This is a genomic window from Maritalea myrionectae (assembly GCF_003433515.1).
Classification (GTDB): Bacteria; Pseudomonadota; Alphaproteobacteria; order Rhizobiales; family Devosiaceae; genus Maritalea; species Maritalea myrionectae.
On the sequence record NZ_CP021330.1, the window covers coordinates 953,375 to 967,960 of the forward strand.

The window sequence follows — 14,586 nt, forward strand, 5'->3', positions numbered from 1 at the left end:
TATGTAGTTAGTATCGAGTAGAAATATGGCCGGAAATCAAAGCTTAATTCGCGAGAGGTTGCACAGAGTCCGGAAGGTATTCTTTGCGGTTGCCCTGATGAGTTGCGTCGTAAACATTCTTATGCTCACTGGACCGCTATTTATGTTGCAGGTTTATGATCGGGTGCTGGCGAGCCAATCGGTGCCTACGCTGTTGGCATTAGGTCTACTTGCGATCGGGCTTTATGTTATGATGGGTTTTTTCGACTTTGTTCGCGCGCGGTCGCTTTCTCGGTTATCCTTTTGGCTGGATACAGAGATTTCTCCGCTGACCTACAAGTTTTGGATTGCCAGATCTTTATGCGGGCAAAATCCCGCTTATCGGCCCATTCAGGACATTGGAATTGTAAGAAATTTTCTCGCCAGCCCGACAGTCCTTGCTCTTTTTGATTTGCCATGGTTTCCAATCTATCTTGGGATCGTTTTTTTGTTACATCCATCTCTAGGTATTTTGGCGGTGTGTGGTGCTATTGTTGTGGTTGTGCTCGCCATACTAAATGAGTTTTTCAGCAGAAAACCATCTGCTGAGGGTGTTCAGAATGAGATGATAGAAGCGCGGTTTGCAGACCAAGCTCAAAAAAATGCAGACAGTGTCCTTGCTATGGGAATGCTGGAAAGTACGCAAACAGTGTGGCAAAAACTACGCAACCGGTCACTGTTTTCTCAGCAACTGGGCGGTGAGCGATCTGAAGGTTTTACTGCAAGCTCCAAATCGTTTCGTTTGATGCTGCAGTCCGGCATACTAGCGCTTGGCGCATTTCTTGCGATTAATCAGGAAATTACCGCTGGCACAATTGTTGCGGCCTCAATTATCGCTGGGCGAGCTTTAGCGCCGATAGATCAGACATTGGGCGGATGGCGCGTGATTAAACGTGCGCAGCTCGCATGGCAAAGGCTCAAAGATTATCTGAAACAAGACAGTAACCAGGAGGACAAAAATATTGAACTTCCAGAGGTTCAGGGAAATCTTGAGGTGAAGTCTGTTGTTAAATATGCCCCATCCAAAATATCGACTACAGAAAAAAGCGTGATCTTGGGGGGAATTGATTTCTCGCTAAAGCCTGGAGATGGCCTTGGTGTTATTGGCCCCAGCGCCTCGGGCAAATCGACCCTGGCAAAGCTCTTGGTTGGCTTGTGGATGCCCGATGCCGGAACTGTTCGAGTTGATGGAGCAACTTTTGAACAATGGGATTCCGATCAGATTGGTCGAAGTATAGGCTATTTGCCGCAACAAGTTGCTCTGCTCTCTGGCTCAATCGGTCAGAATATTGCACGCTTCGATAACGATGCTGAAGATGCCGAAGTTGTGGAAGCTGCGAAACTTGCCGGCGTGCATGAAATGATACTCTCATTTCCTGAAGGGTATGGCACAAATGTGGATGCTGCCCTTTCTCCGTTAACCGGTGGCCAAGTGCAACGCATTGGGCTGGCAAGAGCCTTGTTTCGTCGACCGAAGCTAATCGTGCTAGATGAGCCCAATGCCAATTTGGATCAAGAAGGGGATGCGGCGTTAAGTCAGGCAATATCTCAGATGCGCGAATTCGGCTCGGTCGTCGTTGTTATCGCGCATCGGCCGAGTGCTATTTCGGCCGTAGACAAAATACTGATGCTAAATGCTGGGCGCATGGTCGAAATGGGTGATAAGAGTGATGTCCTTAAGAAAATAACAAGAGTGGCATAAGGTATTGGAATGACGGAAAATGCCGCAAATCAAGTCCCCAATCTCAATTTTCGTCGTCCGGTGCTGTTGGGCCTAATTGCTCTTGTGGTCTTGTTTGGTGGCAGTGTTGCCTGGAGCATGACAGCCAGGATTTCAGGTGCAGTCCTCGCCAGTGGCACGGTCATTGTTCAGGGTAAGCCAAAATCAATTCAGCACTTAGATGGCGGCATTGTCGAGCAGATATTGGTGAATACAGGTGATTTTGTTGAAAAAGATCAACTGCTTATAAAATTGGATGACACTGCAATCAACGCAAACCTGGCAATATATGAAGGTAGGTTGCGCGAAGCGTTGGTGAAGCAGGCGAGATTGCAAGCGGAGTTGGAAGGTAACCCAGACATTATTGTGCCGTCCGAGCGTCTCGACAAACTCGGTTTGGGCGATGTTACGGGGCCAGTCGGTCAGCAAATTGCTATGATGGAGGCCAGGTATTCGACGATAGAAGCGCAGTTGGCGGCTCAAGATGAGCGCGTTGAGCAATTTCAAAACCAGATAGACGGTGTTAGTGGACTGATCTTTGAAAAACGAAACCAGATTACAGGTTTCGACGGCGAATATAGCTCAACTTCTGAGCTAGTTGACAAAGAGCTTGTACCTAAAAGCCGGCTTATTGCTATCGAACGTGCTAGATCAGATCTCCGTGGTCAGATCGCAGAACACCGTGCGGAAATAGCACGTGTTGAGAATTCTATATCCGAAACTCGGATTAAGAAGCTCCAGATTAATCGTGAGTTTAAAGAAAAAGTTATTTCTGAACTTGAAGACATCAACGTTCGGATTGAAGAACTCATTCAGCAACTGAACGCCACACGCGCTCAATTGGCCCGCGTTCGGATCAAGGCTCCGATATCTGGATTGATCCACGAACTAGCGCTCAATACGATTGGTGGTGTTGTGCAGCCAGGCCAAATTCTTATGCAAATCATTGAACAAAAGGGTGACTTTGAGATTGAACTCAACATCGATACGGTTTCCATTGATCAGATCTACGACGGCCAAAATGTTGTGATCCGCTTTCCGGCATTTAATCAACGAACTACACCCGAACTTGATGGAACACTCAAATCTATCTCGCCAACGAGTGTAGTTGATGAGAAAAGTGGATTTTCCTTTTACCGAGCAATTGTGGAGCTTAGCAAGGACGAGTTTGACAAGCTGGAAGAAAAAAAATTGGTGTCCGGTATGCCAGTGGAGGGGGTGATTACTACTCAAGAGCGTACTGTTTTCACCTATCTTACAAAACCTATGACGGACAATTTGGTGCACGTATTTAGAGAAGAATAGACGATCGGGTGATTTTAAATAATAGGGGATACTTCAGGGGATTAGACCTGTAATAACATAGTGTGCCGCTGTTATTTCCTAATGGAGGCGGCCCCAATACTTCAAAGCGTTAGCGCGATGCCCGAAGCTAACGCTTCATCGACATAAATTTCAACTTTACTAAAGAATTCGCCAGAACCAAGCGAACCTAATTGCCTGATGATCTTTTACTTTACCGGTTGCAGGCCTTGCATATCGCCCAATGAACTGGTCGATAACCTCCTTGAGCAAATGTACGGAGTGCCCCGGTGAGCCAGCGCCGCTGTTTTGATATGTGCCGAGGGATAGTTAGCGTAAAATGCCTTGGGCCTTCTGCGGGCTTCTGCGAGCGACGTCAAAGGATAATCGCCAATTTTAGTGCGACGTGCGCGGCCATTGATGCGCGTGTTGAGGTAAAACACCTTTTCGCTAACGTTTGAAGCCCTGCCTATAAAGCCGGTCAAAAAGCTCATCGCGGAATTCATACCGTTCCCCCACAGCAGGGTGTAGTGCATCGTTTGTTTGTGTGGTTAGTCTCTTTCTCATGCCAACCAAATTAAGACACAAAACATCTGCGTGCCAGGGTATGGTTTGGGACCATTTGAGAGGCTAAATGGTTGCCAATGTTGTTGGCTGTGGAGCGGTTGGCTGTTTGTCAGTTATTGACAATTTCAAGCGAGCGTTGATGCCAGACGGGGGGGCTGGTGAGCGCTCGACGGAAGTAATGGTGTCTCGCAAAGTGTAAGCGACTTGCGTACTCATCCACTGATTGTACGGTTGGTTGATCCAGAGGTACTCAAAAAGATGGGCCTGAACTAATGGGGGCGCGTGGGAAATTTAAAAAATTTGTATTTTTATCGTAATTAATATTTTCTTATAAGTTGGAGTGGGTTTGCTGTGCTCGGCTGCATGAATCTACTTCACAGAGTGGCTGAAGGACTGATACCAAAAGTGAATTTATAATCCAAATAAGCCTTTTCGTTTTTTTAGGACGTTCAAGCGCGAGTGGGCCCTAGCTTTTCCCCTGCCCGGACTATATTCCACTGCAGAATGAAGCTTTGCGCGACCTGGCCTTTGCTTTGTTGGGCGGTTCAGACATCAAGCCGATATTCGAGAGGGCCAGCATCCATGATGATGTTGGATCCGTTGAAGAAGGTGTCATTTTTGACTTTGTTGAGCGATATGTTGAGGGGCATTGTTGGGAAAAGCCCGATCTTGCAAATCTTGTTGCTGCGACCGCGCTGGTCCGACAATTCGCCGAGGGGGCAAGCGCGCTTGATGATGGACAGGCGCAGTTGGATTTTATTGAAGACAAGCGATGCGATGGGCTTGAACTGGTTCGCCGTGGTCGCGGGCGCGTGCATCAACCTCTCAAAGTGTCCGAAGTAATGCCTATCTTTGAATAGGTGGAGCAGCATAATGAGCTGAAAGCCCCTTTAAATAGCTACGCAAAGCGACGTTTAGGTGGGCCAGAACTACTTTGACCGTGAAAAAGATGGGCGCGCGGCGATGACGATGATCACCAAGGTGCCTCGACAAATGGCGGTGAACAAATACGGGTTTGGGAGTTGAGATTTAGATGCGCATACAGAGTTACTGTCGTGATAACTTCTGGGTACATGAAAAACGATTTGGATGATCAAGTGGGTAGAGGTAATGTTCGGACAACCTGAGTTCAATTGCAGCTTGCAAAGATATTCAAACACCAAGACTATTGGGACATATTTAATATCTCCGTAGCAGTCCACCAAATCATAAACCGCTTTAGGATCGTTCCATATCGTTTCAGGTATTGATTGATCCGGTACAGAGGATTGCTGAACCCTAAGAAAACGAATGGTGCCGCATTGCGATGCACGATATTCTCGGCAGAACAATTGTTCCGTACGGCAATTTATCAGCAGGTGTCTAATTTCTGTTGCAAGGTTTTCTGTCGAGAGCAGTAGCACGAGGGCCTGGCTGAAATCGCTCCCATATGCAGTCTACCCAATCTATCAATAATCTGTGGCTGAAGATCGCGCGTAAATATAATCGTTTATATTTTGGGAATTATGTGCCATAAAATTGCTGAGGTGTGATTCCGGTTGCTGAATCTACTGGCGCGTGTTGCGGGTGGCGAGGAGAGTATATGTTTGAGTTGGGTGTTTGTTATTATCCGGAGCAGTGGCCAGAGCATATGTGGCAGCGGGATGCTCAGCGCATGGTTGAGCTCGGCCTTAGTTGGGTTCGGGTTGGCGAGTTTGCTTGGTCACTCCTCGAGGAAGAAGAAGGTGTTTTCGATTGGGCGTGGCTAGACCGCGCGGTCGATATCCTTGGTACAGCTGGTTTGAAGGTTGTCATGTGCACCCCTTCCGCAGCCCCGCCAAAATGGCTAGTCGACCAACACCCAGATATTCTGCCGGTCGCTGCCGACGGGCAGGTGCGAAAGTTTGGCGCGCGCCGCCATTATTGTTTTTCCAGCGACATTTATCGTGAGCATGCAGTTCGGATTGCGGCGGAGTATGCCAAACGATATGGGGCGAACCCTTTTGTGCAAGCTTGGCAGATCGATAACGAATATGGGGATCACGACACAATTCACAGCTATTCAGAAAATGCCAAAAAGGCATTTCAACGCTGGCTGGCTGTTCGCTACCAAACTATCGAAGCGCTCAATGACGCATGGGGCACCGCTTTTTGGAGTATGAAATATAATCGTTTTGATCAGGTCGAGCTGCCCAATGGGTTGGTGGAAGAGCCAAGCCCGACGCACCTTCTAGATTATCAGCGGTTTGCTTCTGATGAAGTGGTCAGGTTCAATCGCGCGCAAGTTGATGTTGTGCGAAAATATGCGCCAGGGCGCCCAGTTACCCATAATTTTATGGGACACAATGTGGACTTTGACCACTATAAAGTCGGGGATGATTTGGATTTTGCATCCTGGGATAGCTACCCCATGGGTGCGCTGGTGCATAGTAGAATGGACGATCAGGAAAAAGCGCGCTTGCTTCGCACCGGCATGCCGGATCAGCCTGCATTTAACAATGATCTCTACCGGCGCATCGGACAAGGGCGCGCGTGGATCATGGAGCAACAGCCTGGTCCGGTAAACTGGGCTGAGCACAATCAATCCCCCCATGATGGTATGGTACGGCTGTGGACCTGGCTTGCTTTTGCGCATGGCATTGATGTGGTGTGTTATTTTCGCTGGCGGCAATCAAGATTTGCACAAGAACAGTTTCATGCCGGTTTACTGCTGCCCAATGACGACGCAGATCAGGCTTATTATGAGGTCGCGCAAGTGGCCAAAGAAATGGCTGTTTTACCTTCGGGAAACGCCGGCAGAGCGCCTGCACGCGTTGCATTGGTACTGGACTATGCCTCGCGCTGGGCGGCAGGTAGCCTGCCTCAAGGCGCTGATTATTCAAGCGCACGCAATATGATGAACTGGTATCAGACCCTTTCGGCACGCGGTGTGGATGTTGATATTGTGGGGCCGCAAGATGACATGGCCGCCTATGATTTGGTGATTTTGCCCGATGTGATTTTGGAAGATGGTGACCTGGCAGAAAAGCTGGCGTTGAGTAAAGCCAAAATCTATCTGAGTGCACGCACCGGTAGTAAAACACAAAACATGCATATTCCAGACAATTTGCCGCCGGGTGAATTTGCGCGTCTTGTTAATGTTAAGGTGAAGCGCGTTGAATCACTGCCCGATTATTGCGGGGATCACATAGAATTGGATGGGCAAAACTATCCTGTTGGCAATTGGCGTGAATGTATTGAAAGCGATGAGGCCATTCTGGCGCGCTTCAAATCTGACCATCGTGATCAATCACCCGCCTTGGTGGGAAATGATAAATGCTGGTACGGCGCCGCCAACTTTTCTGGTGCGCTGTTGGACGTACTGGTGGATAAGCTTTTGCTCTGGGCGGGCGTACCGGCCGTGCAGTTGAGCGCTGACGTGCGGATTACCCAAAGAGGGGAATTGCATTTTGCCTTCAATTTTGGCGATCGGATGGCGGAAATTGACGTGCCCGCCGAGGCGGAAATTTTGCTCGGTCAGGCCAAGGTTGCGCCGCGTGATTTGGTTATCTGGCGGATTTAGTAATTGGAGATGCCAAGATATGCGTTTAACTGTTTGATATATTTATCCAAATTTTTCTTTAATGGCACATCTAAAATAATTGAATTTAAACTTTACATCTTAAGTTAAACGTTTATATTTTTGATAAATGCCAGGGAGAGGGAGACACATGGCAGGCGTAAAGATCGATGGGTTGGAAAAGAAGTTTGGCAGCCTTCGGGTCCTTAAAGGGATTGATCTCGATATTCGCGATGGTGAGTTCGTAAGTTTTTTGGGACCATCGGGTTGTGGCAAAACCACGCTTTTGCGCTCCATTGCTGGTCTCGAGGAGATTGATGAGGGGCAAGTTGTGCTGGGCGGGCAGCCAATCAGCAAGCTGCCGCCTGCCAAGCGCGATATAGCTATGGTGTTTCAGAATTACGCGCTTTATCCGCATATGAATGTCTACAAGAACCTGTCTTTTGGGTTGTCTCTCAATGGCGTGCCCAAAGCGCAGATTGATGAGCGGGTGCAAAATGCAGCGCGAATTCTGCAAATTACGGAACTGTTGAAGCGCCGTCCGAAGCAGCTGTCCGGTGGTCAAAGGCAGCGAGTGGCGATTGGTCGGGCAATCGTTCGCGACCCAAAACTGTTTTTGCTGGATGAGCCTTTGTCCAATTTGGACGCAGGCTTGCGCGTCACAATGCGGGTTGAGCTGGCAAACCTCCATAAACGCCTCGGTGTCACGATGATTTATGTGACACACGATCAGGTGGAGGCGATGACCTTATCAGACCGCGTGGTGGTGTTGGACCAAGGCAAAGTTGCCCAATTCGGCACGCCGCTAGAGCTGTTTTATGCGCCGCGAAACCTGTTTGTGGCCAGTTTTATCGGTTCGCCCAAAATGAACTTCTTGGATGTGTCGGCCAAGAGCTCTGGCGAAAAAGAACTTACTGTCAGTGCAGCCGGAATGTCTGGTGAAATCAAAGTGGCTCTCGAAGGGGCGGCAAAGGATGTAGTTGGCCCGCACACTTTGGGCATTCGTCCAGACAATATTGAACTGGTCGCGCAAGACGAAGCCCATATGAACGGCCAAGTGTTGCTGGTTGAGCGCCTCGGCACTGAAAGCCAAGTGCATATCAAACTCGAAAATGGCCAAACATTTGTAGCAATTGCCCGCGGCACCCATCCAGCGGCGACGGGCGACGGTGTTTATCTGAAATTTCCTGCTCAGCATTGCCACATTTTCAATGGGGAGGGGCAGGCATATCCGCGTGAATTGGATGCGGAAACACGATCACTGATTGATCGACAAAAGTCGCTGCATGGTGCGGCGCAAAGAGGAGAGGAAAAATGAAACATTTGAAGAAGCTGGCCGTGGCGTCTGTTTTGTCAGTCGCCGCACTGTCAGGTACGGCTCTTGGGGAGGAGACCCTGCGCTTTGCCACTTGGGATAGCGATGAGAGCCTTGAAATTCAAAAAGAAATTGCACGCCGGTTTGAAGCTGAAAATCCCGGTGTGAAGGTGCAAGTTGAGCCATATGCAGATGGCTACGACCAGAAGCTGATCGCCTCATTTGGCGCCGGCAACCCGCCCGATGTGATGTATATGTGGAATTATCCAAAATACTATACGTCGCTGATGCCACTCGATGATTTCATGGCGCGCGACGCGGATGCTATGAACTTGGATGATATTCCGCCTGGATTGATCAACACCACGCGCATTGCCGGTGATGCCTATGGCATGCCCGCAGGCTTTACCACTCATGTTGTGTTCTACAATAAGGACATGTTTGAAGCAGCAGGCGTTGAAATGCCAAGTGAAAATTGGACCTGGGCTGAGCTGCGCGAAAAGGCAGCGAAATTCCGTGATGAAGAAAACAAGGTCTATGGCTTTGCAGTCGAAGCCAAACCTGACCCATTTGATTATGAGCAATTCTTCTGGTCAAACGGCACACGCTTTATCGCAAAAGATGGTTCTGCGGTTGATGGCTATATGAACAGCCCGGAAGCCGTGGAAGTGCTGACCATGTTTGCGGATATGGCTGCGAATGAAGAGGCAGTTGTGCTCGGCATTGGCGACAATAGCTCCGGTTCTGCGCTGTTTAAGGGCGAAAAGCTGGCCATGTATCAATCGGCCATGTGGTCAAAAGGCGGCTTCGACGAAGCTGGCATCAATTATGGCGTGGCAAAGCTGCCATCCTTTGGCGACAAGCCCGTGCACTCGTCCATCGGTGCGTCAGCCATGTCTATGGCCAAAGACACAAAGAACCCAGATTTGGCATGGGAGTTCATCAAGTTCTTCTCATCAGCTGAAGCGGTGAAATTGCGCACGAATGATTTGCCAATCCGCACAAGCGTTGCTGAAGAAATGGAAATGACAACCGATCCGATCTTCAAGCCGTTCTTTGACATGTTGGCGGTTTCCGACAGCGAGTCTAACGCATTCCTGAAACACGAAAATTGGGGCAAAATCCAAGCGAATCTTGAGCGCGCGATTGAAGCCACAATGATCGAAAAAGGCAATGCGAAGAAACATCTTGATGACGCTGTAGCTCGTTCGCAGCGCCACCTAAACTAACCCACGATAGGGGGGGATGGATATTATGTCTGGAGTTCAAGATCGGCAGTATCAACGACAAAAATTCGTTGAGAAACTCACGCCATATTTGTTCATCTCCCCTTGGATATTGGGCTTTTTCTTCTTCACCCTAGGCCCGTTGGTGTTCTCCTTCGTGATGAGTTTTTACGATTGGCCAGTGGTGGGGGAGCGCGAATTTATCGGCACCCAGAATTATGAAGTGATGCTGACCCAAGACCCGCTTTTCTGGGATAGCTTGTGGGTTACCATCAAATTCGGCCTGTTTTTCGTGCCGTTCAATATCATTCTCGGCCTTCTGCTAGCTGTTTTGCTCAATCAAAGGGTGATCGGCAGCGGCATTTTCCGGACGATATTCTATCTCCCAAGTGTGATTTCCGGCGTGGCGCTTGTCACCATCTGGGCTTGGATCTATAGCCATGAATATGGAATCCTGAACTTCTTGCTGGGTCTCGCCGGCATTGATGGGCCAAATTGGCTAGGGGATCCGAACTGGGCGCTTCTTGCCATTGTGATCGCGTCACTCTGGGGGCTTGGCGGCACTATGTTAATCTTGCTGACGGGTCTGCAATCCATCCCGAAAGAGCTTTACGAAGCTGCAAAAATGTCAGGTGTGCCTGCATGGGCCCGACTCATATTCATTACCATTCCCATGTTGTCGCCGATGATTTTGTTCACTTTTATCACGTCAATCATTGCGGCGTTTCAGCAATTGACTATCGCGCTTTTGCTCACCGGTGGCGGGCCGCTCGAAAGCACATATTTCTTCGCCATGTATATCTATGACAATGCCTTCAAGCATTTCGAGATGGGCTATGCCGCCGCCAACTCTTGGGTGATGTTCCTGATCATACTGGCACTATCCATGATGGTGATGAAATCATCATCGGCTTGGGTTTATTACGAAGGCGAGATGAAAAAGGGAGGCAACAAAGATGCTTAGAACCTTCACCTATGGCACGCTTATCTTTTTGTCCGCTTTGTTCATACTGCCTTTCTATTGGACCTTTATCACTGCTGTGAAAGACGTTTCAGAGCTTTATCAATATCCGCCTGTATTCTGGCCGAGCGATGTACAGTGGGAAAACTTCATCACAGCCTGGTTTAAGCAACCCTTTGACGTCTATTTCAAAAACTCAGCCATCGTCGTGGTTATGTCCACCATCGGGCAGTTGTTTTCGTCCTCGTTGGTGGCATACGGCTTCGCCCGGTTTCAGTTCAAAGGGCGTGACGTGATTTTTATCGTTCTGCTGGCCACGATGATGATCCCATGGGATGTGAAAATGATACCGCTCTATATGGAATTCAACATGCTGGGTTGGATTAATACGCTTAAGCCATTGATTGTTCCCGCCTACTTTGCCGAAGCCTTCTTTGTCTTTTTGCTGCGGCAATATATTATGACTGTGCCCATTGAGATCGATGAGGCCGCGCGGATGGATGGGGCCAATGCGTGGCAGATTTATTGGCGTATTCATTTGCCGCTAATGATGCCAGCGCTTGTGCTGGTGGGCACGTTCCACTTCATGAATGCATGGAACGACTATTTAGGACCGCTGATTTTCCTCAATGACCAGTCGAAATATACGCTCACGCTTGGCCTTTCCATGTTCAAAGGGCTGCATGAAACTGATATTACGTCGATTGCGGCGATCACAGTATTGCTCTGTATCCCTCCGTTGATCCTGTTTTTCTTTGCTCAGCGCTATATTATGGACGGTGCCATTGGCTCGTCGGTAAAGGGATAGGCGATGCTGTTTGATTTCGACAAGGTGCCATTCTCGCGGCACCAACGCTTTACAACATTGTCTATGATGGGGGAGGGCGCAGATCGCGCCCTTCATCTGCGTTTTGTAGCCGGTGGCGACGAACGCCCTAACCTTGGCAAATTGTGCCACATACGGTTTGAAGATGAAGCGGGCCATGAATTAACCCCGACTTTTGATCTTACGCCCTCGGCGTTGAATGTGGCGCTCTATCTCGGCGAAGGGAAAGTAGCCAATGCCGCATTTGCTATCGGCGAAGGCGAAGTGCTGCATATAAAATCTGACGGCGCAGTGATTGTTTTTGCCCTCAACGGCTCGCGCTATGATTATGCTTATAAAACGGCGCTTGGTGCGGATTGCGTGGTTGCTGCGGGTGAAAATTTGCGGCTCACGCCCTTCGCACATAAGGGAAATGTCAGTGTGTCAGGCCAATGGCGACGCGATCATGCGGACAATGTTGAGCTTTGCTTTTCCGGCGTGGCGTTGGACGCTGGCCTTATGTTGCATGAGCGTATGGCTCCGAATGTGCCCAATAAGGGTTTTGCCGAGGCCACAACACAAAGCGCGGCCTCCTTTGCAAATTGGTGTTTGTCGTTAAAAGGTGAAGCCGCCGAATTGGCTTCATATCTTTTATGGGCCAATACGGTGCCGATGAAGGGCGCGCTGACGGCTCCCGCTATATACATGTCGAAGAACCATATGATCAATATATGGAGCTGGGACAATGCGTTTTCTGCACTCGGTGTAGCAGAAAATGATCCGCAGTTGGCCTTCGACCAGTTTGCCGCGATCTTTGATCATCAGGACGAAAGCGGCCTGTTACCCGATTTTGTGCATGACAAAGGCGCGTCCTTCAGCTTCACCAAGCCACCAGTGCATGGATGGGCGATCAGTTTGATGTTGCAACGCAATTCTGATCAGTTTTCCACCGATCAATTGGCCTATTTGCGCGAAAAGCTGGTGTGCCAGTTCAGTTATTGGATGACCCATACGCGGGCAGGTGATCAATCATTGCCCAGCTATGGCCATGGCAATGACAGCGGTTGGGACAATGCTAGTTTCTTTGCAGAGGGTGGGCCGGTAATTGGGCCGGACCTGCCAACCTTTCTGGCACTCACGGCGCGTGCCATCGCGCAATTGGCGCATAGCGCTGGTGAAATCGCGCAAGCCAGGCATTTTGAAGTGCAAGAGGATCGGCTGATTGCGATGTTGCTGGATCAATTGTGGGACGGCCTAACCTTTCAGGTGCGTCTGCTGCACGAACCGACAAAGCCCTTGCCGGATGAGAGCCTTATCCAGTTTATGCCACTTTTGTTGGGCGGCAAGCTGCCTGCGGAAATCAGTGCAAAACTGCTTCAGCGATTTGATGATCTCGGCATGGTGACCGCATGGGGACCGGCTACAGAATCACCCAAGAGTAATTTTTATGAAGATGATGGATATTGGCGTGGCCCAATTTGGGCGCCTACAACGCTTCTTATTGTTGAAGGCTTGCGTGCTCAGAATGAACATGAACGCGCCCACGAAATCATGCAAAAATATCAGCATTTGTGCGAAACATCGGGCATGGCTGAAAATTTTGATGCGCTAAGTGGGGTTGCCTTGCGCGACAAAGCTTTCGCATGGACATCAGCGGTTTATTTGCGTTTTGCTCAACTATTGGCTAACGATTTCGGGAAGGAAACTTGAGCAGCCATATGTCAACGCGCCCTACAATTAAAACTATTGCCAAGGATACGGGGCTGTCGACGGCCACTGTGTCTAAAGCCTTGAACGGGTCGCCGCAGGTGAGGCCAAACACCCGCGATAAGGTTTTGGAAGCGGCAAAAAAACTTGGCTATGAGATTAATCTGAGTGGAGTGCAGCTGCGCACCGGCAAAACACACCAGATTGCAATGATTACCGTCATCTCTTCTCCCCATGATGATGAATGGAGTGGTGTCGGTTATGCGCAGCTTGTTTATGGCGTGTCGGATGTGTTGCACGACACGCCCTATCGCGTGGTGCAGTACCAAGCCAGCTCGTATGAAGAGAGTTTCGAGATTATTCGGCGTATTGTCGCCAACCGCAAGGCCGACGGAATTATTCTGCCAGGCACCCGCGCTCAGGATGAGCGTGTTGAATATATGCAGCAGCAAGAATTTCCGTTTGTTACCTATGGCATGACCACGCTGGCGCAACCCCATGCCTATGTGGATACGCACAACCAGCGCATCGTTTCGATCTGCGTTGAGCGACTGATCGCAAAAGGGCATCGCCGGATCGCCATGCTGAATGCAGATGCGGTGTTGATGTATTCTCAAGCGCGTGAGCGGGCCTACTGTCAATCGCTTGAAGCGGCGTCTCTTCCCTTCGATCGCGAGTTGATCGCCAATGGTGAACTCACCCCGGCGTTTGGACGCGAGCAATTCTTTGAAATGTCAATGTTTGATGCGCCGCCTACGGCTTATTTCTGCGCCAATGAGGCGACGGCCATGGGTGTTTTGTCAGGATTTCACGTGCGCGGCTATGAGCACGGGCGCGAAGCGGTTGTAATCGCGACCGATGATTTGAACGTCTCGCAATATTTTTCACCCCCTATCACCACTTGCTATCTGCCCATTTCCAAACCCAGCCGCGTGCTTGGCGAATTTATGCTGCGACTGCTCAATGGTGAAGCGCCGGAAAAACTACAAAAACTCTTTGTGCCTGACCTCATTGAAAGATCGTCAGATGTGTCTGTCATCAAATAAAATGGGTCATGTTCTAATTTGAACACGCCCTAGCTTATGTCGTGGCGATTTGAAACCACTCATTGAGTAATGGTATTCCAAGCGTAACGGTCCAGGGTTCTGCAGCATTGGTAACTGCCGAGCGGCGTGAAACAATTTCTTCCGCGCAGGGTTGGGTCTATCTGTGCCCAATATCTTGCCGGTTTGGCAGAAGGCAAGTGTACACAATGGGTTTCCACGGTTCTTGGCTTCGCAGTGACGGTTATTCGCGGCCTTTCGATTTAGGCATTTAAGCTTTCATGTGCGCCTCGTTTTGACGCCGAATTCATAAAATGATGAAGGGATGCATTGACGCATTTGTTGTTTTGATCTATTAGTTCGGTAAGTTGACGAATTAATAGA

Annotated in this window: 11 protein-coding genes; 10 read left to right on the top strand and 1 reads right to left on the bottom strand. The window is 49.4% G+C overall.

Features of this window, described 5'->3' with window-relative positions; all coding sequences use genetic code 11:
* Nucleotides 1-25: 25 nt before the first annotated feature.
* Together MXMO3_RS04695 and MXMO3_RS04700 are read left to right on the top strand one after the other, a co-directional pair.
* The gene (locus MXMO3_RS04695) at nucleotides 26-1,720 is read left to right on the top strand and encodes a type I secretion system permease/ATPase (protein ID WP_117395113.1); all 1,695 of its coding nucleotides are present in this window, start codon (nucleotides 26-28) and stop codon (nucleotides 1,718-1,720) included.
* A gap of 9 nt (nucleotides 1,721-1,729) precedes the next feature.
* Entirely contained in the window at nucleotides 1,730-3,043 is a 1,314-nt protein-coding gene (locus MXMO3_RS04700) for an HlyD family type I secretion periplasmic adaptor subunit (protein WP_117395114.1), read from the top strand.
* A 206-nt stretch (nucleotides 3,044-3,249) separates the two neighbouring features.
* Here the strand turns inward: MXMO3_RS04700 and MXMO3_RS04705 are convergent, their stop codons facing one another.
* Nucleotides 3,250-3,546, bottom strand: coding sequence for an Arm DNA-binding domain-containing protein (locus MXMO3_RS04705; RefSeq protein WP_162889134.1), 297 nt, complete (start codon nucleotides 3,544-3,546; stop codon nucleotides 3,250-3,252).
* Nucleotides 3,547-4,119: 573 nt separating this feature from the next.
* On the opposite strand from MXMO3_RS04705, the gene MXMO3_RS04710 reads away from it, so the two are divergent.
* The 8 genes from MXMO3_RS04710 (at nucleotide 4,120) to MXMO3_RS04745 (ending at nucleotide 14,205) form a co-directional block, all read left to right on the top strand.
* Nucleotides 4,120-4,467: a hypothetical protein gene (locus tag MXMO3_RS04710; protein WP_117395116.1), complete on the top strand. Its 348-nt coding sequence runs from the start codon at nucleotides 4,120-4,122 to the stop codon at nucleotides 4,465-4,467.
* 722 nt (nucleotides 4,468-5,189) lie between these two features.
* A complete protein-coding gene (locus tag MXMO3_RS04715; protein ID WP_117395117.1) occupies nucleotides 5,190-7,148 on the top strand; it encodes a beta-galactosidase in 1,959 nt (652 codons plus the stop codon).
* Between the two features lie 148 nt (nucleotides 7,149-7,296).
* A complete protein-coding gene (locus tag MXMO3_RS04720; protein ID WP_027834848.1) occupies nucleotides 7,297-8,463 on the top strand; it encodes an ABC transporter ATP-binding protein in 1,167 nt (388 codons plus the stop codon).
* A complete protein-coding gene (locus tag MXMO3_RS04725; protein ID WP_117395118.1) occupies nucleotides 8,460-9,689 on the top strand; it encodes an ABC transporter substrate-binding protein in 1,230 nt (409 codons plus the stop codon). Before MXMO3_RS04720 ends, MXMO3_RS04725 begins: the two co-directional genes overlap by 4 nt.
* Before the next feature lie 25 nt (nucleotides 9,690-9,714).
* Nucleotides 9,715-10,650 carry a carbohydrate ABC transporter permease gene (locus tag MXMO3_RS04730; RefSeq protein ID WP_245985804.1) on the top strand — a complete coding sequence of 312 codons (936 nt, stop codon included), beginning with the start codon at nucleotides 9,715-9,717 and terminating at the stop codon, nucleotides 10,648-10,650.
* A complete protein-coding gene (locus tag MXMO3_RS04735) occupies nucleotides 10,643-11,455 on the top strand; it encodes a carbohydrate ABC transporter permease (protein WP_117395120.1) in 813 nt (270 codons plus the stop codon). The genes MXMO3_RS04730 and MXMO3_RS04735 overlap by 8 nt, the downstream gene beginning before the upstream one ends.
* A 3-nt stretch (nucleotides 11,456-11,458) precedes the next feature.
* Nucleotides 11,459-13,162 (top strand): amylo-alpha-1,6-glucosidase, encoded by a 1,704-nt coding sequence (locus MXMO3_RS04740; RefSeq protein ID WP_117395121.1) that lies wholly within the window; start codon nucleotides 11,459-11,461, stop codon nucleotides 13,160-13,162.
* An 8-nt stretch (nucleotides 13,163-13,170) separates the two neighbouring features.
* Nucleotides 13,171-14,205: a LacI family DNA-binding transcriptional regulator gene (locus MXMO3_RS04745; protein ID WP_117395122.1), complete on the top strand. Its 1,035-nt coding sequence runs from the start codon at nucleotides 13,171-13,173 to the stop codon at nucleotides 14,203-14,205.
* The last annotated feature ends 381 nt before the right edge of the window (nucleotides 14,206-14,586 follow it).